The 24,544-nt window shown below is 55.5% G+C and carries 19 protein-coding genes, 2 pseudogenes and 1 riboswitch; of the genes and pseudogenes, 14 read left to right on the forward strand and 7 right to left on the reverse strand.

Annotation, left to right across the window (positions count from 1 at the left end; translation table 11 throughout):
• Positions 1-17 precede the first annotated feature (17 nt).
• The 4 genes and pseudogenes from RVM26_RS10380 to RVM26_RS10395 form a co-directional block, all read right to left on the reverse strand.
• Positions 18-200, reverse strand: a pseudogene (locus RVM26_RS10380) (type II toxin-antitoxin system RelE family toxin); the annotation flags it as partial.
• On the reverse strand, positions 190-441 hold the full coding sequence (locus RVM26_RS10385; RefSeq protein WP_044629029.1) for a type II toxin-antitoxin system Phd/YefM family antitoxin: 252 nt from the start codon (positions 439-441) through the stop codon (positions 190-192). The pseudogene RVM26_RS10380 and the gene RVM26_RS10385, both read right to left, overlap by 11 nt.
• Before the next feature lie 389 nt (positions 442-830).
• A complete protein-coding gene (locus RVM26_RS10390; RefSeq protein WP_100731258.1) occupies positions 831-1,982 on the reverse strand; it encodes an IS91 family transposase in 1,152 nt (383 codons plus the stop codon).
• Complete coding sequence (locus tag RVM26_RS10395; protein ID WP_213262753.1) at positions 1,975-2,832, reverse strand: tyrosine-type recombinase/integrase; 858 nt, start codon at positions 2,830-2,832, stop codon at positions 1,975-1,977. Before RVM26_RS10395 ends, RVM26_RS10390 begins: the two co-directional genes overlap by 8 nt.
• 310 nt (positions 2,833-3,142) lie before the next feature.
• Here RVM26_RS10395 and RVM26_RS10400 point away from each other — a divergent pair, with 310 nt between their 5' ends.
• The 3 genes from RVM26_RS10400 to thiC all read left to right on the forward strand — a co-directional run bounded on the left by RVM26_RS10400 (position 3,143) and on the right by thiC (position 6,804).
• Positions 3,143-3,901 (forward strand): site-specific integrase, encoded by a 759-nt coding sequence (locus RVM26_RS10400; protein ID WP_498938502.1) that lies wholly within the window; start codon positions 3,143-3,145, stop codon positions 3,899-3,901.
• Between the two features lie 91 nt (positions 3,902-3,992).
• Positions 3,993-4,124, forward strand: a riboswitch (TPP riboswitch).
• An 81-nt stretch (positions 4,125-4,205) separates the two neighbouring features.
• Positions 4,206-4,874, forward strand: coding sequence for a thiaminase II (tenA, locus tag RVM26_RS10405; RefSeq protein WP_287808578.1), 669 nt, complete (start codon positions 4,206-4,208; stop codon positions 4,872-4,874).
• A 25-nt stretch (positions 4,875-4,899) separates the two neighbouring features.
• Positions 4,900-6,804 carry a phosphomethylpyrimidine synthase ThiC gene (gene thiC / locus RVM26_RS10410; RefSeq protein ID WP_498938504.1) on the forward strand — a complete coding sequence of 635 codons (1,905 nt, stop codon included), beginning with the start codon at positions 4,900-4,902 and terminating at the stop codon, positions 6,802-6,804.
• A 74-nt stretch (positions 6,805-6,878) separates the two neighbouring features.
• Here thiC and RVM26_RS10415 read toward each other — a convergent pair whose 3' ends face one another.
• From RVM26_RS10415 to RVM26_RS10425, 3 genes are read right to left on the reverse strand one after another with little or no spacing between them, the layout of a single operon-like run.
• Entirely contained in the window at positions 6,879-8,081 is a 1,203-nt protein-coding gene (locus RVM26_RS10415) for an MFS transporter (RefSeq protein WP_052509929.1), read from the reverse strand.
• 12 nt (positions 8,082-8,093) lie between these two features.
• Positions 8,094-9,083 carry a hypothetical protein gene (locus RVM26_RS10420; RefSeq protein WP_172515559.1) on the reverse strand — a complete coding sequence of 330 codons (990 nt, stop codon included), beginning with the start codon at positions 9,081-9,083 and terminating at the stop codon, positions 8,094-8,096.
• The gene (locus RVM26_RS10425) at positions 9,080-9,685 is read right to left on the reverse strand and encodes a TetR/AcrR family transcriptional regulator (RefSeq protein WP_058576283.1); all 606 of its coding nucleotides are present in this window, start codon (positions 9,683-9,685) and stop codon (positions 9,080-9,082) included. The genes RVM26_RS10420 and RVM26_RS10425 overlap by 4 nt, the downstream gene beginning before the upstream one ends.
• A gap of 304 nt (positions 9,686-9,989) precedes the next feature.
• Here RVM26_RS10425 and tnpC point away from each other — a divergent pair, with 304 nt between their 5' ends.
• From tnpC to RVM26_RS10480, 11 genes and pseudogenes are all read left to right on the forward strand, one after another.
• Complete coding sequence (gene tnpC, locus RVM26_RS10430; RefSeq protein WP_498938507.1) at positions 9,990-11,438, forward strand: IS66 family transposase; 1,449 nt, start codon at positions 9,990-9,992, stop codon at positions 11,436-11,438.
• A gap of 7 nt (positions 11,439-11,445) precedes the next feature.
• Positions 11,446-12,270: pseudogene (locus RVM26_RS10435) on the forward strand (phosphomethylpyrimidine synthase ThiC); the annotation flags it as partial.
• A 417-nt stretch (positions 12,271-12,687) separates the two neighbouring features.
• Entirely contained in the window at positions 12,688-13,764 is a 1,077-nt protein-coding gene (locus RVM26_RS10440) for an HlyD family secretion protein (protein ID WP_041157797.1), read from the forward strand.
• Entirely contained in the window at positions 13,761-16,529 is a 2,769-nt protein-coding gene (gene rbbA / locus RVM26_RS10445; RefSeq protein ID WP_463004215.1) for a ribosome-associated ATPase/putative transporter RbbA, read from the forward strand. Before RVM26_RS10440 ends, rbbA begins: the two co-directional genes overlap by 4 nt.
• A 1-nt stretch (position 16,530) precedes the next feature.
• The gene (locus tag RVM26_RS10450) at positions 16,531-17,655 is read left to right on the forward strand and encodes an ABC transporter permease (RefSeq protein ID WP_463004214.1); all 1,125 of its coding nucleotides are present in this window, start codon (positions 16,531-16,533) and stop codon (positions 17,653-17,655) included.
• 46 nt (positions 17,656-17,701) lie between these two features.
• Positions 17,702-18,019 (forward strand): hypothetical protein, encoded by a 318-nt coding sequence (locus RVM26_RS10455; RefSeq protein WP_463004213.1) that lies wholly within the window; start codon positions 17,702-17,704, stop codon positions 18,017-18,019.
• A gap of 4 nt (positions 18,020-18,023) precedes the next feature.
• On the forward strand, positions 18,024-18,770 hold the full coding sequence (gene phbB, locus RVM26_RS10460; protein WP_475318129.1) for an acetoacetyl-CoA reductase: 747 nt from the start codon (positions 18,024-18,026) through the stop codon (positions 18,768-18,770).
• A gap of 79 nt (positions 18,771-18,849) precedes the next feature.
• A complete protein-coding gene (locus RVM26_RS10465) occupies positions 18,850-21,141 on the forward strand; it encodes a DUF3141 domain-containing protein (RefSeq protein WP_498938510.1) in 2,292 nt (763 codons plus the stop codon).
• Positions 21,142-21,194: 53 nt separating this feature from the next.
• The gene (locus tag RVM26_RS10470) at positions 21,195-21,716 is read left to right on the forward strand and encodes a universal stress protein (protein ID WP_498938512.1); all 522 of its coding nucleotides are present in this window, start codon (positions 21,195-21,197) and stop codon (positions 21,714-21,716) included.
• A complete protein-coding gene (locus RVM26_RS10475; RefSeq protein WP_045812156.1) occupies positions 21,709-22,356 on the forward strand; it encodes a TetR/AcrR family transcriptional regulator in 648 nt (215 codons plus the stop codon). The genes RVM26_RS10470 and RVM26_RS10475 overlap by 8 nt, the downstream gene beginning before the upstream one ends.
• Before the next feature lie 102 nt (positions 22,357-22,458).
• A complete protein-coding gene (locus RVM26_RS10480) occupies positions 22,459-24,366 on the forward strand; it encodes an esterase/lipase family protein (RefSeq protein ID WP_498938514.1) in 1,908 nt (635 codons plus the stop codon).
• The last annotated feature ends 178 nt before the right edge of the window (positions 24,367-24,544 follow it).

Consider the following 24,544-nt stretch of genomic DNA (forward strand, 5'->3'; position numbering starts at 1 on the left):
ACCACTTCATAAACCAAACGGTAGCCCGCTGATCGTAGTTTGATTTTGTACACGGAGCTGTAGCCTCCAAGCTTTGCCGAAGGCACTCTTGGATTAATAAGGCGCTCCTCCAGTTTCTTCTTGAACTGACTTTTTACAGGAGCGCTCAGCTTCTTCCATTCCTTCAGTGCTGATGGTACAAATTTCAGCTTATAAGTCATCCAGTGACACCGCGATGGCTTCTGCGCGCTCACCACGGCGCTCTTCGACCAGCTTGCCCAGTTCGTAGTCCTCAATCATTTCCATAATTGCTTCATACGTATCTGCAGGTATGAGGTATGCAGCAGGCTTGTTATGGTTCAAGACAGCAATTGGAGAGCCACTGGCCTGGGACAGTAGTGACGATGGGTTTTTCTTTAATTCTGAGATGCTTACAGAAAAATCTGCTAATACTTGGCGCATAAAAACCTCATATATGGTCTATATAATGGTCATATTTTAGGTCATTTATGTAGGTTTGACTAGCGGGAAATTGAGCCATAACAGTGAAGCATTTATTCGCCGTGCGGAGCATGGCGAATAAATGCCTGTTGGACTAAGGCGCGTCCATCAGGCGGCTATTTAATAGGGAATTGTATTGACTGACAGGTGGCCTGAGGTGCCAAACGGCGCATTGGCAGGTCGGGGGGCACGCGCTCTGATCGTCCGTTTCGTCATTATGTCGACACTTCCAAATCCAATTTAACCCAATGTAGCGCGTCTGATGGCTAAAATCCATCATCGGGACGAGCTTATCCATGACTCGCTAGCGAGCCGGTTAGCCAGGTCTGTTGTTGTCGTAGGGCGTTACATCATGCTCGATAGTGTTGCTCCTTGTCGTTAGGCGGCTGATCATGGAGGGGGCGCTGGGGTGTGAGCGTCCCGATCATCCGTAAGGTGGGCTGCTTGCAGTGTGGACAGGTGTAGGTCGGCTCCGCATCGCTGGCGGCTGTATCGACATGGGGGGCCTGGTCAACCATCGCTAGCGCTCGACGGATCTGTACCAGACGTTGCCGTCGGCAGCGATTGGCCAGAAAGCCGTAATGCCGCACTCGCATCAGTCCCCTAGGCAGGACGTGGAGCAGGAAGCGACGCACGAACTCCTCGCCATCCAGAATGAGTTGCTTGTGTCGGTCGTGGTCGCGGTAATCCTTGTAACGTAGGGTCACTTGCTGGTCGTCTACGGCGAGGATACGTGCGTTGCTGATGGCGATCTGGCGCGTGTAGCGCGCCAGGTAGCGTACTACCGCCTGGGTGTGTTCAAGGCAGTCCTTGCTGTAAACCACCCAGTCAGTGGCCATCAGTGTGTTCAATTGAGCATCGACATCGCCGGGCCGGGTAACCCGGTGGAGATCGCCAGCATGGGCGGCCTTGCGCAGAGCGCTCACCATGTGCCCACGGAAGTGGCGTGACAGGGCCCGCACGGGGAACAAGTAGTTGCTTCGCGCTTCATGCCACTTGCCATCGTCACTCAAGGCACCGCCTGGAACCAGACAATGCAGATGCACATGCTGGCTCAGGTTCTGGCCCCAGGTGTGAAGCACCGCGATCATGCCCATTTCGCCGTTGAGGCGTTTTGGGTCTCGTGCAAACGTGCACAGCGTTTGCCAGGCACTCTGGAACAGCAATCGGTGAATCACCTCGGGATGAAGCTGAACCCAGCCATTAAGACTGTGCGGTAGCGTGAATACGACGTGGTAATAGCGCACCGGCAGCATATTGGCCTGCTGACGCTCAGCCCATTGCGCCATGGCGCGGCCCTGACACTGTGGACAGTGACGATCACGACAGCCAAAGTAGCGTGGCTGTACATGAGCGCAGTCAGAGCACTGTAAGACCATCCCACCCATCGCCTTCGTTCGGCAGGCCAGCAGATGGGTACACACCCGTTGGCGCTGGCGATCAAGACCGCTTGGGTCGAGAAAGCGGGTCAATGCCTGTTGCAAGGTAGCGGCCTTAGTCATGGCTCACCTCCAGGGCGGCCACCAGGTCAATATGACACTGATCTCCCCCTTGCTGGTTCGGTAGCCAGTGCAGGTAGCGCATCGTCGACTGGAGGTTACGGTGGCCCAGTAGTCGCTGGAGCTGATGGACGGGCAGGCCTTGCTCCAGAACATGGGTGGCATAGGCATGGCGCAGACTATGGATGCCACCCACCCGCTCGACCCCGGCCAGACGCTTGGCCTGGGTAAAGGCCTTCTGTGGCGCACTGGCGTGCAGGGCTTGATCGGGAAACAGAGCGCTCGGGAACAGCCATGTGACTGGCCGATAGGCGCGCCAGTAATCGCGCAAGCGATCAAGCAGGGTCACGGGTAGTAACACCATACGATCCTTGCCGCCCTTGCCCTGCGTCACACGGAGTTGGTAACGCTGGCTGTCGATGTCACTAACTCGCAGGTGGCAGACCTCGGTCACACGCAATCCGCAGCCATAGCACAGTTCGAGCATCATGCGATGCTTGGCGTTTTGGCAGGCGGCCAGGATCCGCCGAACCTCGTCGCGGGTCAGCAGTTCTGGAATCCGCTGCGGTTTTTTGGGGACGGTGAGCGGCACATCAAACGACGGCCACTGCAACACGTGCAAATACAGGAACCGCACGCCGTGCAGATAGACACGGCAACTGGCGGCAGACAAACCGCGCTCCTGAACCAGGTGATTGAAGAAGTGTTGCAGGTCGTCGGTACTCAACGTGTCTGGCGAACGGTGGAAATAACGTGCCAGATCAGTGACCACCATCAGGTAGGTATTGTGGGTACGTTGCGCAAAGCCACGCTGACGCATGGCCGCGATCATCTTCTGTCGCAGGGCAGTCATCGTCGTCACTCCTGTTGATTGACCCACGTGGGTCAATCAATAGTGTGGCCCGATGAGGCGAAAAACGTGATTCGTCAACAGCTACCGCGAAGCGGTTTAGTTCAACAGTGATTATACGCCCTGCCATGAAACCTCAATGAACGTGACATCACAATGACTGAGGTTTCATAGCCACCAAATTGAATCTACCTCATTGATTCTACAGCGTGCAAAGAGAATTTTGGCGATGTAGCCAAAATTCGCGGGCTTGCGCGTTTTGCTCGCCTCAATAATACTGTTTTTAAATACAGTATTATTGAGGCATTCTTCCATGAAACTAATGGAACGCGTCAAGGCAACCATGAGGGGTAAGCGCTATAGCTTACGCACCGAAAAAACCTATTGTTACTGGATTCGATTTTACATTCGGTTCAATAATTTACGTCACCCTGCCACGCTAACAGGTCATGAAGTACGGCAATTTTTGGAGTATCTGGCAATCGAAAGGCACGTGGCAGCGGCTACACAGAATCAAGCACTCAATGCCATCGTCTTCCTTTATCGCCATGTGCTGGACCAACCGCTTGGCGAGATTGGTCAATTTAGCCGAGCTAAGCGCCCTCAGCGCTTACCAGTGGTGCTTTCTCATCAGGAAGTAATGGAGGTATTTCAGCACTTGTCAGGCTCTATGCTTCTCATGGCCTCACTGATGTACGGCTCAGGTTTACGTGTCTCCGAAACCTGTCGGCTTCGCGTCAAAGATATTGATTTCTCAAGGCAAATCATCACGGTGTATGCAGGCAAAGGCAACAAAGACCGCACCACGCTACTGCCGCCTTCTTGCGTCCAGCCATTACATACGCATATACAAATGGCAGAACAACAACTGAACGCTCGCCTTGAAGCCAACGCTACTCCTGTGTCACTGCCATATGCTCTGGACCGTAAATACCCGAACGCGGGTATTTCACTTGCATGGCAGTGGCTTTTCCCTTCCTCCAGGCCTTGCTTCGATGAGAGGGGGCGCGTCGTTCTACATCACATTCATGCCTCTACCGTCCAAAAAGCCGTCAGAAGTCCATTGGGTTAGTGAAGGGCAGTTATGCTTCCATGAAGCCCGTGTGTTCGATCAAGCTAACGCCCCTTGCATCTCCCCCTCTCGCCTCCTACACTGCGCTGAATACTGCTTGACGGGGTGCCGGTGGAACTGGCTGAGATCGCTATACGGCTGGCTGCTGCAGCAAGTCGTCACGGCGGGGCCCGTTGAACCTGATCCGGCTAGTACCGGCGTAGGAATCAAGCGGTGGTTGGGGTGCGCCGTGTTCACCTGATACCTTGCCCCAACTCACTCTCCCTTCGCCCGTGCGCCGGTTCGCTGTACCACCGGAGGCATCATGGGCTACCGCTTTACCGATCTCACCACCGCTTGCCAGGACGTTTGGCGGGCTTATATCGAGCACGATTTCGTGCACCAGCTGGGCAACGCCACGCTGCCTGAGGCGTCGTTTCGCCACTACCTGAAGCAGGATTACCTGTTCTTGATTCACTTTGCCCGCGCCTACGCGCTGGCCGCTTACAAAAGCCCCACCCTGGCGGATTTACGCCAGGCCCATGAAGGCCTGAAAGCCATCGTGGACGTGGAGCTGGACCTGCACGTGGGCTTTTGTCAGGAGTGGGGGATTTCCGAGCAGGAGCTTGCCGAACTCCCTGAAGCCCGCGCCACGCTGGCCTACACCCGCTATGTACTGGATACCGGCAACCGTGGCGACCTGCTGGATCTGCACGTGGCGCTGGCCCCCTGCCTGGTGGGCTACGGCGAAATCGCCAACTGGCTGAACGCGCAGCCTTCCACGCTGCGCGGTGCGCAAAACCCGTTTGATGCCTGGATCGCCATGTACGAAGGCGAGGAGTTCCAGGCCGCCATGCAGGCGGAGCTTGCGTGGCTCGATGCCCGCCTGGCGGATGTCACCCCCGCCCGTTTTGCAGAGCTGAGCAAGATCTTCCGCGATGCCACCCGCCTGGAAATCGACTTCTGGCAGATGGGTTTAGACCTTTCTGAATAATCTCCTACAACATAGAGCAACCATCATGACCAAGACCGTCAAAAGCAACACCGCACACTTTTTAGCCGAAACCGCCCAGGTCGATGCCGCCGCCGTGGCGCCGCTGCCCGGCTCGCGCAAGGTGTACGTGGAAGGCTCGCGGCCAGATATTCGCGTGCCATTTCGGGAGATCACCCTCTCGCCCACCAAAACCAGCGGCGCGGATGAGCAGAACCCGCCACTGCTGGTGTACGACACCTCCGGCCCCTACACCGACCCCAGCGCCAACATCGATTTGCGCCAGGGCCTACCGGAGCTACGCCGGGCCTGGATCGAAGAGCGCAACGACACTGAGTTTCTGGATGGCCCCACCAGCCAGTACGGCCAGCGCCGCGCCAACGACCCCACCCTTGCCCAGCTGCGCTTTGATTTAAGCCGCACACCCCGCCGGGCGAAAGCGGGCAAGAACGTGACCCAGCTGCACTACGCCCGCCTGGGCATCATCACGCCGGAAATGGAGTTCATCGCTCTGCGGGAAAACCAGCGCCGCCAGGCGTTGGGAACGGCAGAAGTAGAGCGCATTCTGGGCCATCAGCATGCGGGCCAGAGCTTTGGCGCCAGCCTGCCGGAAGAGATCACGCCCGAGTTTGTGCGCGATGAAGTGGCTCGTGGCCGGGCGATTATTCCCAACAACATCAACCACCCGGAAAGCGAGCCGATGATTATTGGCCGCAACTTCCTGGTTAAGATCAATGGCAACCTGGGCAACTCGGCGGTCACCTCTTCCATCGAGGAAGAAGTGGACAAGATGACCTGGGGCATCCGCTGGGGGGCGGATACCATCATGGATCTCTCCACCGGCCAGAACATCCATGAAACCCGCGAGTGGATCATCCGCAACTCGCCGGTGCCGATTGGCACGGTGCCCATTTATCAGGCACTGGAGAAGGTCAACGGCATTGCCGAAAACCTCACCTGGGAGATCTTCCGCGATACGCTGATCGAGCAGGCGGAACAGGGGGTGGATTATTTCACCATTCACGCCGGGGTGCTGCTGCGCTACGTGCCGCTCACCGCCAACCGCGTCACCGGCATTGTCAGCCGTGGCGGCTCCATCATGGCAAAGTGGTGCTTGTATCACCATCAAGAGAGCTTCCTGTATACCCACTTCGAGGAGATCTGCGAGATCTGCAAGCAGTACGATGTGGCGTTCTCGCTGGGCGACGGCCTGCGCCCTGGCTCTATTGCTGATGCAAACGATGAAGCACAAATGGCAGAGCTAAAAACCCTGGGCGAACTGACCCACATTGCCTGGAAGCACGATGTGCAGGTGATGATCGAAGGCCCCGGCCATGTGCCCATGCACCTTGTTAAAGAGAACATGGATAAGCAGCTGGAGTACTGCGACGAAGCGCCCTTCTATACGCTTGGGCCGCTGGTGACGGATATCGCCCCCGGCTACGACCACATTACCTCTGGCATTGGGGCGGCGATGATTGGCTGGTTTGGCTGCGCCATGCTCTGCTACGTGACGCCGAAAGAGCACTTGGGCCTGCCCAATAAAGATGACGTTAAAACCGGCATTATTACCTACAAAATTGCTGCCCACGCGGCGGATCTCGCCAAGGGCCACCCAGCAGCACAGCGTCGCGATAATGCACTCTCCAAGGCGCGTTTCGAGTTCCGCTGGGAAGACCAGTTCAACCTGGGGCTAGACCCGGACACCGCCCGTGAATACCACGACGAAACCCTACCCAAAGACTCCGCCAAGGTAGCCCACTTCTGCTCCATGTGCGGGCCGAAGTTCTGCTCCATGAAGATCAGCCAGGAAGTACGTGACTACGCCAATGAGCACGGCCTCAACGGCGATCAGGAAGCGGTAATGAAGGGTATGGAGGAGCAGGCGGAGAAGTTTCGCCAGAAAGGCAGCGGGCTGTATCAGGAAGTTTAAACTTCACCTCACGCTATCAAAACAGCACCCCGTCGAGAAGACGGGGTGCTGGGGTAACGGGATTAGGCTATTGGTCACATACTCCATACGTCCTGGGTCGGGAGTAGCCACAAGATACCTAAACAGAGTATCGCGGTGACCTGAAACACCGCTGTCAATTGCCAAATCTCGGCACCAAGCCCGGCAAGGGTGGGCGATATCAGTTGACCTGCAGAAATAAGAAAGAAGGTTAGACCAAAGCCAGTGGACGGAGCTTCTGGAAAGCAACTGACACTCCAAATACCGTATAACGCCGTAATAAGAATAAACGTAGCGCCAAACAAAACCGCCGATAGCGTTAGCATCAGTATCCCGTCACTCGCAATGGTGAGTAAAGCTATCGAGGCAGCTATGGCCAGCGTCGCCCACTTCAATGCCTTGGTCAGTCCAAAGTGAGTCACCAGTTCTCCGGCCAAGCCGCCCGCCACGCCGGCAATGCCCACGACAATCCAGAATATCACCCTACCTGTATCAGAAAGGCTTTTTTCTCCCGCGATCAACTCAACAGAGAACGTCCAATAGATTGAGGTTACCAGCCCGAATAGAAGCGCACCCAGCAGTAGGCGACGCACCGAACTATCTTTCAACTTGCGTCTCACAAGGGTAAACATAGGCTCCTGGGAGGCGCCCGGTTTCACTCTGTTTGAGAGCTCATGATTAGGCGCATTGCCCGGCATTATAAAAAAATTCCACAGCGTGGCGATCAGCGCGATAAATGCAAAGCACAACCAAGCCAGTTGCCATTGAGGGCCCGCAATAAGGGCCAATGGGCCAGAAACCATCACCCCAAAACTGGTGCCGGAATTTATAATGGCGTAATAGCGGCTTTGCTTTTCAGCGAGACAGAGTTGCTTGATAGCATCAGAAAGCGGTGGATACGCCAGGCCTGGACTACAACCGGCAAGCGTCACCCCCAATGCTAACCATACCGGGTTACCCGCCAGCGCGACCAACAGCATGCCCAGCGTTGCGGTCATGCCACCCAATATAATCGGCATACGCGGATTAAAATGGCGAACCAGCAGCGGACTCACCAACGTGGCCAGCAGATACCCCAGATAGGAGGCACTGCCAATCGCACCGACGGCCGTTTGGCTTAAATTGAAATCATCCCTGATAGCGGGCACGAACAAGCCATAGGTATAGCGCGACAACCCGTAGGTAGATGCCACAATTAACAAGCCCGCGCCGACAATATTGAAGGCAGAGTTACGCACTAGTAAGCTGGAGAGAACCATATTTCAGGCCTTTCAATTCCGCAGTGTTAATTGATAAGCGACAGTTTGATCGCCGCTAAAAAACTCCTTAACTATTTGAAAATCATTTTCTTTTTTGCGTGCAGCGCGAAACTGATCCTTAGTATATTTAAGGCAACAGTTTGTAAGCAGGTAACGATGATGATCAAATAGCTTATACGGTATGACTGTGGCTGCAGTCATTACTGGACCTAGCTCAGTCTCAATTGGTGTCAGGAAAATCCTATGTTGACCTGCTGGCTTAAGCTGAGCCCGTTCGCAGATTTTTTGGGAAAATTGTTTCATTGGTTGTAAGCTATAAAAATCAATTATTGGTTTCCAGCCAGCCAAACTAGAAAGCTGCATCTCGGAAAGCAGCAAATCACCTTTGCTAGTTAACTTTTTAAGTATCCTCAACATTTTCCTGGGCAGTTCATTTCCTTCTTGAAATCCCATCATAGCAACTACTGTAATACCGTCATGAAAGCCGAAACTGGAAGACTGCAATTCGTTGTAATCGTTAATTTTATAACTAAACCGTTGTTTACCGACAACCGGTTCCAACGCCAAACGCATGGCTTTCTCTGACTCTGGATTAATATCCAAACCAATATAGCTTGTTAAATCCACACCATTTCCAATTAATCTTTTTATTATAAGCTCTGTTTTATAGGGCTCAGGACCAATTTCAATGTAGCGCACCGAAGCGCCATTGACTTTATGAGAAATGTAATCAGCTGTACTTATTAAGCTATCATGAAGGGAAGCATTTCCGGAACGATCAGCACATATCCCGTTGCCACTTACAGCCATTTTATTGAGTGCTGCCATATACCCAAAGACATCTTCTAGAGATGAGCTACCTGCATCTCTGTCATTCTCTGATATTGAGTATTTGCTAGCATTACTAACAGTATCAATCTGATCAGCAGATAAGGGAGTAAAACAACCCAGAGAATCTCGAACAATAACCTCCAGGTTATCTTCATATTCTGTACCATTCATAGGACTGCTCCACTACGATAATGAGAAAGAGTTTTCATAGACGTCTTCATTGCAGAGTCAATCGGCCAATCCTGCATAAAGTTTTGCGCTTGAATAATGGCACCGTCAAAAAGTGAGTAAATAGTATTCACCAACTCGTCAAATACCTCGGGCTCCATCATGGGCCGATATTCATTCAGCACATTATTGGCGACAACTTGTCTTACACGCTCTTTGTGATCACGCACGAGAGCCCTAACCGGACTCTTTTCATCGCTGAATTCCCCAGCCATATTAATAAAGCCACAACCACGGTAGCCTTCTTCGCGAATCTGGTCGTACCACATGGTGTACATAGCGGAAACCCGCTTCTCAGTTAGTTGATGCTGAGAAATTCGCTCAGTTAGCTGTTCAATCCAGCGTTCTTCGCGCTGCCTAAGCCAAGCCATGGCAAGGGCCTCTTTGCTAGGGAAATGCGTATAAAAACTGGCCTTAGCAACCCCCGACTCGCTGATAATCTGATTAATTCCCGTAGAACAGTAACCTTGGCGAAAAAACAAACGACTGGCAGCCTCAATAATGCGTTCGCTAGGCCGTGAGAGTGAAGATGGATTATGCGTCACTATTAAACACCTCCGTACAGACAGGTCTGTCTAAAACCTAGATGCCAATATCCTGAGAGTCAAGACCTAAACGAAAATCAGGAAACGTTGATGGGAAGCATGGGCGATGGATGAACTGGCAGAGACATTTCGCTAGGTAAGGAAGGTAGCAAAAACTGTGCCCATTCGTACTATAAAAGCGAAACTAGTCAATGTTTTTGGAATAATGGTGGTAACTATTCAGGTGGCTGCGGATGGGATATCGCCAACCACCTGATTTTTCTGGTATAGTGTGCCTAATCCTTCGGCATATCTATGCGGTGACATGACCATCAGCGATATCAACGTCGACGAGGCTCTGGAGCGGGTCCGACAGCAGCTCAAGGAAGACCAGACGGTCTCTCCGTCGCTGCGTGCGGCCATCGATGTGCTGATGTTGCTGGTCAAGCTCATGGCCGATCGCCTGGCCACCAGTAGCCGCAACAGCAGCAAGCCACCGTCCCAGGATCCCAATCGCCAGCGCCGCTCGCGCGCCAAAGGCGAGCGGCGCCCCGGCGGACAGCCAGGGCATGAGGGTAAGACGTTGGCGCCGGTGACGGACCCCGACGAGGTGGTCAAGCTCCGTGTCGATCGTCGGCAACTCCCCAAGGGGCGTTCTTACCGCCCGGTCGGCGTCGAAACGCGCCAAGTGCAGGACATCGTAATCCAGGCCGTGGTCACCGAATATCAGGCTGAGGTCCTCGAAGATGATCAGGGGCAACGCTACGTGGCGCCATTCCCCGAGGGCGTGACTCGCCCCATCCAGTATGGCCCTCGCCTCAAGGCGCATGTCGTCTATCTCTCCCAGTATCAGCTGTTGCCCTATGCGCGTATCCGCGAGTTGCTCACCTCGCAGTGCGGCCTGTCGCTGAGCACCGGCACCCTGTTCGCCTTCAACCAGGAGGCCTACCAGCGGGCCGAGGCGTTCGCCGAGTGGGTGATCCCGGCGCTACGTGAAGCAGACACCGTCCATGCCGATGAAACCGGAATGCAGGTCGGTGGCAAACGCTACTGGCTACACAGCGCCTCCAACGAGGCCCTGACCTGGTTGGCCCCGCACCCCAAGCGCGGCCAGGAAGCGATGGACGCCATCGGCGTATTGCCCTTCGTGCGTGGCGTGCTGGTGCATGATCACTGGAAGCCCTACTACCGCTATCCGGATTGCCGGCACGCGCTGTGTAATGCGCACCACCTTCGGGAGCTGACAGCGGCCTGGGAGAACGATGGCCAGGCATGGGCCAAGGCCTTGCATGACCTGTTGTTGGAGATGCATCGCGCCGTGGAGGTGGCCGACGGCTGCCTCTCGGCCGATGAGACCCGAGCCTGGCGGCAGCGCTATCGAGATTGCCTGGCGAAAGGGGACGCCGAGTGCCCCCCGCCGGTGAAACCGCCACCTGGAACGCGAGGCCGGGCCAAGCGCACCAAGTCGCGCAACCTCCTGGAACGCCTCCAGGCGTACGAGGACGACGTGTTGCGCTTCCTCGACGACCCTGCCGCTCCCTTCACCAACAACCAGGGGGAACGCGATCTGCGAATGACCAAGGTCCAGCAGAAAATCTCGGGCTGTTTCCGCTCCTGGGAGGGTGCTGAGATCTTCTGCCGCATGCGTAGCTTCCTCTCGACCGCCGTCAAGCAAGGGGTGGCGGCGCATACCGCACTGGAGCAACTGTTTGCGGGTGATGTGCCAGCCTTCATGCAGCAAGAAGCCCCGACTCAGCCAACCGGTGCTGAATAGTTACTAATGGTGTTTGTACCATCACCAGGAGAGCTTCCTTTACACCCACTTCGAGGAGATCTGCGAGATCTGCAAGCAGTACGACGTGGCGTTCTCCCTCGGCGATGGCCTGCGCCCCGGCTCGATTGCCGATGCCAACGATGAAGCGCAAATGGCGGAGCTGAAAACCCTCGGCGAACTCACCCACATTGCCTGGAAGCACGATGTGCAGGTGATGATCGAAGGCCCCGGCCACGTGCCCATGCACCTGGTGAAAGAGAACATGGACAAGCAGCTGGAGTACTGCGACGAAGCGCCCTTCTATACGCTTGGGCCGCTGGTGACGGATATCGCCCCCGGCTACGACCACATTACCTCTGGCATTGGGGCGGCGATGATTGGCTGGTTTGGCTGCGCCATGCTCTGCTACGTGACGCCGAAAGAGCACTTGGGCCTGCCCAATAAAGATGACGTAAAAACCGGCATCATCACCTACAAGATTGCCGCCCACGCGGCGGATTTGGCCAAGGGCCATCCGGCGGCGCAGCGCCGTGATAACGCGCTCTCTAAAGCGCGCTTCGAGTTCCGCTGGGAAGACCAGTTCAACCTGGGCCTAGACCCGGATACCGCGCGGGAGTACCACGATGAAACCCTGCCGAAGGATTCCGCCAAGGTGGCGCATTTCTGCTCCATGTGCGGGCCGAAGTTCTGCTCCATGAAGATCAGCCAGGAAGTGCGCGACTATGCCAACGAGCATGACCTAAACGGCGATCAGGAAGCGGTGATGAAAGGCATGGAAGAGCAGGCAGAGAAGTTTCGCAACAAAGGGAGCGAGCTGTATCAGGAAGTTTAAATCTACCAACGCACGATAATTTACTGCTTGCTGCGGCTTTTCCCTGGGGAGCGCTAAAAAATGGCCGCAACCTCCCATCGCTTGTGTGCTCCTTTGTTTTCTAGCGCTGCCCCAAAAGTATGGCTTAACAGTAGTTTTGCGCAACGTAGCTCATTTAACATTTGAGAGTGACGAAAAAACCTTGGTATAGCTACCCAGCTCATAGCAAATACTATCAATTAAATACCGACTAGTCGGTATTTAATTGACCTAAATCAAAATCACAATTAATAATAATAGGATAATAGAATCCGTTTATTACGTTCTGTGATGCGCCACCGCTGGCACAGAGCGACGAGCTTAAGCCCTTTGGCCCTGGCCCATCCTCTGAGCTGCTCATCAATCGTCTGGCCATCCGCCAACCGAGGATGCAACATTATGAAGTTCAGCAGTAAAAGACAGTGGTTCAAGGGCCTGGCAGCCATAGTTGTTATAGGCATCGCGGCCTGGTTGACCTGGTGGGAACTGCAGCCGGAGGGCCTAGGCGAGGGCATCACCCAAGGCAATGGGCGCATCGAAGCCACCGAGATCGACATCGCCACCCGGGTCGCTGGCCGCCTCGAGGAAGTACTGGTCGAGGAAGGTGAGTTCGTCGATCCAGGCCAAGTGGTCGCCCGTATGGATACCGCCACCCTGGAGGCTGAGCTGGCTCAGGCCAGCGCACAGTCCCGCCGGGCCGAAAACGCCCTGGAGACAGCTCGAGCCATGGTAGCCATGCGCCAGAGCGAGCTGGAAACCGCCAGAGCCATCGTCAACCAGCGCCAGGCAGAACTAAACGCCTCTCGCAAGCGCTACGAGCGTTCAGCCAGCCTAGTGGAGCGCAACGCCATCTCTCGCCAGCAGTTCGACGATAGCTTGGCCGACTACCAGAGCCAGCAGGCCGCCCTGGCCTCAGCCAATGCCCAAGTACTCTCCGCTCAGGCCGCCATCCGCGCTTCCGAATCCCAGGTCATTGAGGCCGAGTCAGAGATAGAAGCCACCCTTGCCGCGATCCAGCGCATTGAGGCCGACCTGGACGACAGCGAGCTCAAAGCCGACCGCTTGGCCCGTGTACAGCTCCGGGTGGCCGAACCGGGCGAGGTGCTCAGTGCCGGTGGCAAGGTACTCAACCTGATCGACCTCACCAAGGTCTACATGACCTTTTTTATGCCCACTCGAGATGCTGGTCGGGTGGGCATTGGTGACGAGGTACGCCTGGTGCTGGATGCTGCCCCTGACTTCGTGATCCCGGCACGGGTGAGTTTCGTGGCCAGCGTCGCCCAGTTCACCCCCAAGAGCGTGGAAACCGAGAGCGAACGCGAGAAACTGATGTTCCGCGTGCGCGCCCAGATCGATCCAAAGCTGCTGCTTGAGCATATCGAGCAGGTCAAAACAGGCCTGCCCGGCATGGCCTACCTGAAGCTCGAGGATGACGCCACCTGGCCCGACCACCTAGAGGTCAACGTCACCCCATGAGCGAGAAGACGCAACCCGTAGCCCAAGTCAGCGCGCTCACCTTACGCTACGGCCGCGCCATAGCCCTGGACGCGCTGGATCTGGCCCTGCCGTCCGGCTGTATGGTCGGGCTGATTGGCCCGGATGGCGTCGGCAAATCCAGCCTACTGTCGCTGCTCGCCGGCGCTCGTGCCGTGCAACAGGGTGTTATCAAGGTGCTGGGCGGCGACATGAGCGACAAGCGCCACCGTAACTCAGTTGGCCCGCGCATCGCCTATATGCCACAAGGGCTAGGCAAGAACCTCTACCCCACGCTCTCGGTGGAGGAGAACCTGCAGTTCTTCGCACGACTATTCGGCCACGGAGCCGGTGAACGCCGGCGGCGTATAGACGACCTGACCCGCAGCACCGGGCTATATACCTTCCTCAAGCGACCCGCTGGCAAACTCTCTGGCGGCATGAAGCAGAAGCTCGGACTCTGCTGCGCGCTGATTCACGACCCCGACCTGCTGATTCTGGACGAGCCCACGACTGGCGTGGACCCGCTGGCCCGCGCCCAGTTCTGGGAGTTAATTGCAAGCATTCGTGTTGACCGCCCGCAGATGAGTGTGTTGGTCGCCACCGCGTACATGGACGAAGCCCAGCGTTTCGACTGGTTGGTGGCTATGGACGCAGGCAAAATACTTGCCACCGGCTCCCCGCAGGAACTACTTGCACGCACCCACAGCGACTCCCTGGAAATGGCGTTCATCGAGCTGTTGCCGGAAGAAAAAAAGCGCGGCTATGCGCCGGTGCACATCCCGCCGCTGGCGCAGGATGACAATGAAGTCGCCATCGAGGCCAAGGACCTCACCATGCGTTTTGGCGACTTCATCGCCGTCGACCATGTTAGCTTCCGCATCCGGCGTGGCGAGATCTTTGGCTTTCTCGGCTCCAACGGCTGCGGTAAGTCGACCACCATGAAGATGCTCACGGGGCTGCTACCCGCCAGCGAGGGCCAAGCCTGGCTGTTTGGCCAGGAAGTGGATCCCCGCGACATTAACACGCGTCGCCGGGTTGGCTACATGTCCCAGGCATTCTCGTTGTACGGCGAACTGACCGTACGTCAGAACCTGGTGCTGCATGCGCGCCTGTTCCAGATCGCAGAACATGACATATCGGCAAGGGTCGCCGAGATGGTCGAACGGTTCAGTCTCGAGCAGGCGCTCGACGCCCTGCCGGAGAGCCTGCCACTGGGCATCCGTCAGCGTCTCTCCCTGGCGGTGGCAATGGTCCATAAACCCGAGCTACTGATTCTTGACGAACCCACTTCCGGCGTGGACCCCATCGCCCGCGACGCCTTCTGGCGCCTGCTGATTGAGTTGTCGCGCCGCGACCGCGTGACGATCTTCATCTCCACCCACTTCATGAACGAAGCCGAGCGTTGCGACCGCATGTCGATGATGCACGCAGGGAAGGTGCTCGACAGCGATACCCCCTCAGCACTGGTAGCGAAACGCGGTGCGGCGACCCTGGAAGAAGCCTTCATCGGCTACCTGCTCGAAGCTGGCGCCGATCAGGAGAATTCCGCGCAGGAGACTTCACCACAAAAAGCCAGCGATGCCCCGGATACGCCGCTCGTCACCGCAGAGACTCATCACGACACACCACGCCATCGACGCTTCAGTCTCCAGCGGATGCTCAGCTACATGTGGCGCGAAACTCTCGAACTACGCCGCGATCCGGTGCGTGCGACCCTGGCGCTGGTTGGCTCGCTGATCCTGATGTTCGTAATGGGTTTTGGCATCAGCATGGACGTGGAGGAGCTCAGCTACGCCATCCTTGACCGCGACCAGACGTCGCTAAGTCAGAGTTACGCGCTGAACCTCTCGGGATCGCCCCATTACTTTAGAGAGCGCCCGCCTATCTCAGACTATGCCGCGTTGGATCGACGTATGCGCAGCGGGGAGCTGTCCCTGGCAATCGAAATTCCCCCCGGGTTTGGTCGTGATGTAAAGCGTGGCCACAATGTCGAGATCGGAGCATGGATCGACGGCGCCATGCCTCAACGCGCCGAAACCGTGCAAGGCTACGTACAGGGCATCCACCAGCAGTGGCTGCTGGCGCAGGCAAGGCAATCCGGAACCACCGTCAGCGCAGCAGCAGCCAATATCGAGAACCGCTACCGCTACAATCCTGATGTTCAGAGCCTGCCAGCAATGGTTCCTGCCGTGATTCCACTGCTGTTGCTGATGTTGCCGGCAATGCTCACGGCGCTCTCGGTGGTGCGTGAAAAAGAGATGGGCTCAATCATCAACCTCTATGTCACCCCGGTCACCCGCGCCGAGTTTCTGATCGGCAAGCAAATTCCCTACATCGGCTTGGCAATGGTCAATTTTTTATTGATGACCGGGCTGGCGATCACATTGTTCGGCGTGCCGATCACCGGTAGCTTCCCGACCCTAGCGCTGTCGGCCCTGGTATTTTCCATCATCGCCACCGGCATGGGCCTGCTGGCCTCGACCGTCACCCGCAGCCAGATCGCCGCTATGTTCTTCGCTATGATCGGTACGCTGATTCCCGCCATCCAATTTTCGGGCCTGACCGATCCGGTCTCGTCACTGGAAGGCACCGGACGCTTCATCGGCAATATTTATCCAGCCAGCTACATGTTCACCATTAGCCGCGGCGTATTCAGCAAGTCCCTAGGGCTAGGTGACCTTATTGGGTCGTTCCTGCCGATGCTGCTGGCGGTACCGGTGATCATGGGCATGGCGATTGCCCTACTGAAAAAGCAGGAGAGCTGAGATGCGCAGGATTGCAAACATTTATCGCCTGGGCGTCAAAGAGTTCTGGAGTCTATTGCGTGACCCCATAATGCTGGTGCTGATCGTCTATGTGTTCACTGCTTCGGTCTACACATCCGCGACGGCGATGCCCGAGACGCTGAACAATGCTCCTATCGCTATCGTCGACGAAGACGACTCACCGCTTTCCACGCGTATCGTATCGGCCTTCTACCCACCACAGTTCGTGCACCCGCAAATCATCACCTTCCAGGAAATGGATGCGGGTCTGGATGCGGGAGACTACACCTTCGTACTGGTTATTCCCGCCAACTTTCAGCGCGACGTGCTGGCCGGACGCGGCCCCGACATTCAGCTCAATATCGACGCCACGCGCATGAGCCAGGCCTTCTCGGGTAATAGTTATGTACAGCAGATCGTCATGGGCGAGATCAATGAGTTCGTAAGCCGCTACCGCGCAAGCACCATCCCGCCAGTCAACTTGGCGCTGCGAGCGCGCTTCAATCCGGGCCTTGACCAAGCATGGTTTGGCTCACTGATGTCGATCATCGACAACGTCACGATGCTCTCGATCATCCTCACTGGCGCGGCACTAATTCGCGAGCGCGAGCACGGCACCATCGAGCACTTGCTGGTGATGCCAGTGACCCCTGCCGAAATCATGCTGGCCAAGGTGTGGTCGATGGGGGTTGTGGTGTTGCTAGCGGTGACGTTATCGCTGACTTTCGTCGTACGCGGCCTGCTTCAAGTGCCGATAGAGGGATCGGTTGCACTGTTTCTGGCTGGCGCGGCCCTGCACCTGTTTGCCACCACCTCAATGGGTATTTTCCTGGCGACGCTGGCCCGTAGCATGCCCCAGTTCGGCATGCTGATGATCCTGTTCTTGCTACCCCTGCAGATGCTCTCCGGGAGCGCCACACCACGCGAGAGCATGCCCGAACTGGTACAGAACCTGATGCTGCTGGCACCGACCACCCACTTCGTGGAGCTGAGCCAGGCCATACTATTCCGCGGTGCAGGCATCGACGTCGTCTGGATACAGTTCCTGTTGCTGCTGGTGATTGGCAGCGTGCTATTCACCATCTCACTGAGTCGCTTTCGCAAGACCATCAGCCAGATGGCCTGATACAACCCACGCGCCCATCGGCGCATCACACCAGAAGGAGCACACAATGGACCACAACATCAATCTACCTCTGGCACTTTATCGGGCTAATCAGAGCCTTTGCCAACATACGATGGAGCTAGTGCAGAAAAGTCAGCAGACATGGTACGAATTGGGTACACAACCCTTCGCTGGCGGCCCCCCAATGCAGCAGATCTTTGATAATCAGAGCGCTCTGCTGCTGGGCCTCTTCGATACGCTGCAAGCCTGGCAGGTACAAACGGCAAAAGCCTTGATTGAGACTGTCAGCGTTGCCTCCCCAGCACTCTACTGGGTAACCGCCAGTCCGCAAGACGATCCGGGCACAGCGAAAAAAGGAGATTGAACCGATGACTTATCAGCACACAGCTCTAGTCACTGGCGGTATGGGTGGCCTGGGTGAAAGCATCGCTCGAACTCTGCACGATGCAGGGCATAGCGTTCTCGTCACCCATTCGCCAAACAACGACCATGTCCAGACCTGGCTGCAGAAGCAGGCCAGTGAGGGCTACCACTTCTCCGCCTACTCCGTCGACGTGGCCGATTTTGACGACTGCCAGCGACTTGCAAACGATATCCAAGCCGAAGGCGCCGTTGTCGACATATTGATCAATAACGCTGGCATCACTCGCGATGCCACTTTCCGGAAGCTCTCCAAGGTCGATTGGGATGCGGTGATGCGAACTAATCTGGACTCGATGTTCCATGTAACCCAGCCGTTTTGCGAAGGCATGGTCGAGCGCAATTGGGGCCGTATCGTCAACATCTCTTCGATTAACGGCTCCAAGGGCCAGTTTGGCCAGACCAACTACGCCGCGGCGAAGGCTGGCATCCACGGCTTCACCAAGTCGCTGGCAATGGAAGTGGCGAAGCGGGGTGTCACTGTCAATACCGTCTCACCCGGCTACCTGGAGACCAAGATGGTGCTGGCGGTTCCCAAGGAGATACTGGAATCGAAGGTGATCTCGCAGATCCCGGTTGGGCGGTTAGGCAAACCAGACGAGTTAGCGGCGCTGGTCGCCTTCATCTGCAGCGAACAAGCCGGTTTCATGACCGGCAGCAACGTGGCAATGAATGGCGGCCAGCATATGTTTTGAACATGCAGCCTAGCGGGATGGATGGCCATGTCGTCTATCCCGTCCGGTATTTTCTCGCACTCACGCAGGAGAAGCTCTCATGGCAAGCGAAGGTTCCAATGATCGCCCCTGGTATACGGACGCATGGCCACTATTGAACATGGCTCAAGACTACGCAGCTGCCGCGCTAAGCTACACAACCGATGCATGGCAACGCTCGATACTCTACGCCGATGTGATGCGTCAGCGTGGCGATCAGTACCAAGCACACCTTGAGGATGATGCTCCTCACGTGCTCGACTTCCCCTATGAGGTAGTGATATCTGGCCATGAGCTGCCGCGCCCAGTCAACTATGGGCTGGCGCGCATTCTGCCGTTAGAGGGTGCTCCCCCCACGCCAAGCACGAGCAAACGTCCCTTCGTCGTGGTTGACCCGCGCGCTGGCCATGGCCCCGGCATCGGCGGCTTTAAGGCCGAAAGCGAGGTTGGCGCTGCTCTCAGCGCAGGACATCCTTGCTATTTTATCGGTTTTGGCCCCGACCCTGAGCCCGGTCAGACAATAGAAGATGTGGTGCTCGCCGAAGTCGCTTTCCTTGAGAAAGTCATCGCGCTTCATCCACACAGCGAGGGCAAGCCGGCAGTGGTCGCCAACTGCCAGGCTGGCTGGCAGATATTGATGGCCGCAGCCCTTCGCCCCGAGCTATTCGGGCCCATCATCGTGGCTGGTACGCCGGTGTCGTACTGGGCTGGTTGGCCAGGCAAAAATCCGATGCGCTACGCTGGCGGTCTGCTCGGCGGCAGTTGGCTAACCGCACTCGCCAGCGACCTGGGCAATGGCCGCTTCGATGGTGCTTACCTGGTTCAGAACTTCGAGAACCTCAATCCGGCCAACACGCTATGGGGCAAGCAGTACAATCTGTATGCAAATGCCGACAGTGAGGCAACACGCTACTTGGGCTTCGAAAAATACTGGGGTGGCTACGTATTCCTCAACGATATAGAGATGCAATACATCGTCGACAACCTTTTCATTGGCAATCGGCTGTCAAGTGCCGAACTGATAACCTCCGAAGGTATCCGCCTGGACTTGCGCAATATCCGCTCGCCCATCGTGGTTTTTTGCTCCAACGGCGACAATATCTCGCCGCCGCCGCAGGCACTGGGCTGGATCACAGACCTCTATCGCGATGATGATGAAGTACTCAGCCACGACCAAACCATTGTCTATGCCACTCACGATAACATTGGACATCTGGGCATCTTTGTTTCGGGCAGTGTCGGCCGCAAAGAGCACCGCGAATTCACCAACAATATCGACTTAATTGATGTGCTACCCGCCGGTATCTACCAGACACAGATTCAGGATAAGCGAGAGGATATGCCCCTCGCGGAACTCGTCGAGGGTGACTATGTGCTGTCGATCCAGCGGCGCAGCGTCGAGGATGTGAGCCAGATTGTGCAGGTGGATGCTGAGAGCGACCGCAAATTCGCCGCAGTCAACCAGATATCGCGAATTAACTTAGGACTTTATCGCCAGTTCGTTCAGCCCTGGGTACGTACCTGGACTACTCCCGAATCGGCACGATGGCTGCAGAGCGTACATCCGTTGCGTCTCTCTTACGAACGCTGGTCGAGCCGCAACCCGATGGCTTTGACAGTGGCTGAGCATGCACAAAAAATCCGCGCAGCACGCCAACCAGTAGCGGCAGACAATCCTTTCCTGCAGTGGCAACAAGTTTATTCCGATACCGTGATCTCTGCGCTGGATCATTGGCGAATACAGCGTGACAACGCCTACGAACAAATATTCAACGTAGTCTATGGGTCGCCGTGGGTACAGGCCCTGGCAGGACTATCCGCCGATGACCGCCCCCCGCGCGCACATCCTGGGGTCTCGCCCGAGCATCTCACTTTCGTTGCTGAAGAAATTGAGCGGCTGCGCGCCGGAATTAACCAGGGAGGCCTGCTTGAAGCCAGTATCCGCGCGCTGCTCTACGTTAGCCGCTTTCGTGGCGAAGTCGACGAGCGCCGCTTTAATCTAGCGGCCAGCTTGCAACAGCCGGACTATCTCATCCACTTAGATATGGCTTCATTCCGACAGCTAGTACGTCGCCAGGCCAACCTGATGCGCCTTGATCTTGATGCTGCAACCGCTGCCATCCCACGACTGCTGGAGGACAGCGCCGCGAACGAGATACGCGATCAGGCGCGGCTTCTTGAGCAGATGCTGACCGCCACGGAAGCATTATTGCCAGAAGAAGAGGCGAGCTTAGCGCAAATGCTGAAGGTATTCGACGATGCAGCCCATGAACAGGAAGCCATCGTCACAGCAGGTAAACGCAGCCTAGGTAGGTCGAACGAAAATAACACTGCCAAGCCTGGAGAGCCATAACCGCCAAGCTTCGTGCCTGACTTATATTAGAAGTATTCACTTAGGAGTCATCCATGTACACCAAATTGCTGGTACCTATAGACGGCAGCCGCACGTCGCTTTTGGCCTTGTCCCAGGCAGCCTCGCTTGCAAAGTTGACGGGAGCCAGCATCGAGCTACTTCATGTTGTTAATGCGCTAGAGTACTCCAATGGCTTCGAAAGCCCGCGGGCTTATATCGAAAAAGTCAGGCCCTATTTTCTGAAAGTCGGCAATGATCTGCTCGACAACGCTCGGATACAGCTGGAAGCCCAAGAACTCAATGTCACCACAGTACTTGTCGAGGCCGAGGGCAAACGAGTATCAGAACACGTTGCGGATCACGCAGCTAAGTGTCAGTTCGATCTGATAATTCTAGGCACCCATGGCCGACGTGGCATGCAACGACTTCTCCTCGGCAGCGACGCCGAGCAAGTGGCACGTATTGCGCCGGTGCCCGTCATGCTGGTCAGAGACGTAAACACACAAGCAATTTCTCGTACTCTAGACAAAGAAATGATAAAAGGTGCCGCATTAAAGCAACCAACTGATGAGTAACTGCACCTTGCCTTCCTCTCCTACTAAACAAGCTCGCAAACATCGCCGACTCCCCCCCGATGTGCGTATAGAGCAGATCCTCTGTGCGGCTTTGTACGAGTTTTCGCAACACGGGTTCGCCTCTGCCCGCATGGAGGATATTGCTCAGCGGGCGGAACTCTCGAAAGGCGGCCTCTATGCTCACTTCAAGAGCAAGGAATCGATATTTGAAGCACTACTATTAAAACGCCTGACACCAAGGTTCAACAATCAGCAGTGGGTGCTCAGCGGCGGCGACTCTCTGAGCGAAGCTATCGAATCCTTTATTGATCACCTCTATAGCCAACTGAGTGATCCAGATGTCATAGCTATGCTGAAGCTGCTGATGACGGAAAGCCGACGCATCCCTCATCTTGTTGATTTTTGGCGCAGGGAGGTAATTGACAAATACCTCGCAGAACAACAGGCCATTTTGAAAACTGCAGCCGATAAAGGGCACCTTCGTCACAGCGCCTTCCTTGAAGACGCAGCGCTGCTAATGGCACCAGCGCTATATGGTGCCATTTGGCAAATGATTTTTGATGAAGCGACTGCCGCCGCCACCGTTGGCTCGCTGCGCCGAGCCCATTTGCGAATGCTGCATGAATTCTTAGCACCATGATCAACTGATGGTTGACTCCCAAATCACCGTTAACTGTAGGTAAAGTTCATTCACTAAAAATCGCCCCGAAAGCGCCACATGACCGATTAATAAGGTGTCGTTGTGAAACCAGCTAAGCTTATCACCTTACTCAACACGCTACTTATTATCCTAATAGTGAATGGTTGTGCCATGGTTGGCGTCTCTTCGCTTAGCCCTGGTGAGTATATCGCGCTTAAACGCGGAGACCTGCTTACCAGTGGCGAGCTAAGCGCAGCTACCCAGGAAACCATCAAAGTTATCGGGCTGGATGAAGGGAGATGTCGTGAGCACTCCCAAAACTGTATAGATATATTATCCAGCACCGCTGGCATAGCTGAAGAACGCAGACTTTCCGCACTGGCAGAACTGTGGCTTCAAGAAGCGATGTCAAAAGCAGGATCATCAAGTGATATCCCGAGTACCGAGGCTGACATTTACGCTTGGATTGAGGTTGCCAGACATACTTATGCTTACTTGTTTTTCTCCGAACGATCTCCTGGGGAACGCGCCTTCGAAGATCGTCAGATACAAGTACGCGACTATTATAACTATTCAGTTCAACAGATTGTTTCATGGCTTTTTCAACAGAATCTCTCAGCCATTGAAGATAAAAGCCGCTCCTATTCTTTGGATACGCCTAGGCTTTCTGGCTGGAAGGTTACAACCGACTTCACCGGCGTACGCTTCGCCGGCGACATCGACTTACCCGAGAACCTAGTTCCAGCATCTTCACTGGTCTTTTCCGGCTTGCGTAGCACTTATCGCCGTGACGGCTTTGGTGCCGAACTGGTCGCGGTAATAGACGATAGCCTCGCGCTTCATCGCGCTCGACCTTATAGCGAAATGCCTTTTCCGGCACTCACCGCACTAATCCATTTTTCCGGTGAGGATTTAGCTCAGGTGCTATCGACTCAATCACTAGAGGTGATCGTAAGAGACCCCTACCAAGACGCCAGCATACAGTTGCATGGGCAACAGATTCCCCTAGCCGCAAATTTCACTGCGGGCTATGGACTATGGCTGGCGCATTCAGGCTTTTCGCGTCAGGCCATACGCTCTCTGCTAGGCCACAGCCAAGGTATCAACCGACCACACCTTTATATGATGCAGCCCTTCGATCCTGAGCGACGCATCATCCTCATGCTGCATGGCCTTGGCAGTAGTCCCGAAGCCTGGGTAAATGTAGCTAATGAAGTGCTGGGCGATGAGAGCCTGCGGCAACATTTTCAGGTATGGCAAATCTACTACCCTACCAATATGCCACTGCCGATTAATCATACGGCGATACGACGCACTGTGAATGAAACACTACTGGAACTTGACCCCACCACAGAAACGCTGGCTTCACAAGGTATCGTTCTAATTGGCCATAGCATGGGGGGTGTATTGGCGCGCCTGATGGTCTCTTCTAGCCAAGGTAGGTTGTGGAGCGAATTCGTGGAACAACGCCAATTGCCAAAGGCACATAGGCAGCTCGCCCAACAACGCCTAGCCCCCCTACTACGTTTCGAACCGCTACCAGAGATAAAACGAGCAATTTTTATCGCGACACCACATCGCGGCACACCGGTGGCCGGTAATCGTCTAGGGAGAGCAGTCTCTCATTTTGTTCGCCTACCACTCACCCTGCTGAAAGAGTTCGAAGATGTCATCAGAGTTCTGGCTAATACTGACGCCCAATTAGATGGGACATACATGAACCTTCCCAACAGTATCGATAATTTGAGTGAGACAGATCCGTTCATTAGAGCAACGGCCAACCTGCCTATCTCCCCTCAAGTTCACTACCATTCTATCATTGCCCAGCGTGACACCAGTGTACCATTAGAGGTTTCAGATGATGGGATAGTGCCGTACGCCAGCGCACATTTGCCGGGAGCCATATCAGAAAAAGTGTTTATCGCTGGGCACAGCGTCCAGGAAACGGCCCAAGCGATTCTGGAAATCAGGCGTATCTTGCATCAAGACCTAACCGAATATAGTAATTGAAATTCATCCCAGCTGCGTTTTACCACCACTGCCTAGTGCCCTGCGCAGATAAGCAATGATGACAGGTATAGAAGAACGGGCGGAGAAATTTCGCCACAAAAGCAGAGTACTGTACCAGGAGACGTGAGCTGAGCACGCCTCCTACTGAAGAACAGCCTTGCTGCTGAACATCAATCTT

This window comes from Halomonas sp. KM072, from assembly GCF_050710315.1.
GTDB lineage: Bacteria > Pseudomonadota > Gammaproteobacteria > Pseudomonadales > Halomonadaceae > Vreelandella > Vreelandella hamiltonii.

Coding starts and splice junctions, on each gene's coding strand:
- rbbA (WP_463004215.1), top strand. CDS start 13,761: ATGAGCGAGAAGACGCAACCCGTAGCCCAAGTCAGCGCGCTCACCTTA.
- phbB (WP_475318129.1), top strand. CDS start 18,024: ATGACTTATCAGCACACAGCTCTAGTCACTGGCGGTATGGGTGGCCTG.
- RVM26_RS10415 (WP_052509929.1), bottom strand. CDS start 8,081: ATGGTTCTCTCCAGCTTACTAGTGCGTAACTCTGCCTTCAATATTGTC.
- RVM26_RS10395 (WP_213262753.1), bottom strand. CDS start 2,832: ATGACTGCCCTGCGACAGAAGATGATCGCGGCCATGCGTCAGCGTGGC.
- RVM26_RS10390 (WP_100731258.1), bottom strand. CDS start 1,982: ATGACTAAGGCCGCTACCTTGCAACAGGCATTGACCCGCTTTCTCGAC.
- RVM26_RS10475 (WP_045812156.1), top strand. CDS start 21,709: ATGAGTAACTGCACCTTGCCTTCCTCTCCTACTAAACAAGCTCGCAAA.
- RVM26_RS10385 (WP_044629029.1), bottom strand. CDS start 441: ATGCGCCAAGTATTAGCAGATTTTTCTGTAAGCATCTCAGAATTAAAG.
- tenA (WP_287808578.1), top strand. CDS start 4,206: ATGGGCTACCGCTTTACCGATCTCACCACCGCTTGCCAGGACGTTTGG.
- RVM26_RS10420 (WP_172515559.1), bottom strand. CDS start 9,083: ATGAATGGTACAGAATATGAAGATAACCTGGAGGTTATTGTTCGAGAT.
- tnpC (WP_498938507.1), top strand. CDS start 9,990: ATGACCATCAGCGATATCAACGTCGACGAGGCTCTGGAGCGGGTCCGA.
- RVM26_RS10470 (WP_498938512.1), top strand. CDS start 21,195: ATGTACACCAAATTGCTGGTACCTATAGACGGCAGCCGCACGTCGCTT.
- thiC (WP_498938504.1), top strand. CDS start 4,900: ATGACCAAGACCGTCAAAAGCAACACCGCACACTTTTTAGCCGAAACC.
- RVM26_RS10450 (WP_463004214.1), top strand. CDS start 16,531: ATGCGCAGGATTGCAAACATTTATCGCCTGGGCGTCAAAGAGTTCTGG.
- RVM26_RS10400 (WP_498938502.1), top strand. CDS start 3,143: ATGAAACTAATGGAACGCGTCAAGGCAACCATGAGGGGTAAGCGCTAT.
- RVM26_RS10440 (WP_041157797.1), top strand. CDS start 12,688: ATGAAGTTCAGCAGTAAAAGACAGTGGTTCAAGGGCCTGGCAGCCATA.
- RVM26_RS10465 (WP_498938510.1), top strand. CDS start 18,850: ATGGCAAGCGAAGGTTCCAATGATCGCCCCTGGTATACGGACGCATGG.
- RVM26_RS10455 (WP_463004213.1), top strand. CDS start 17,702: ATGGACCACAACATCAATCTACCTCTGGCACTTTATCGGGCTAATCAG.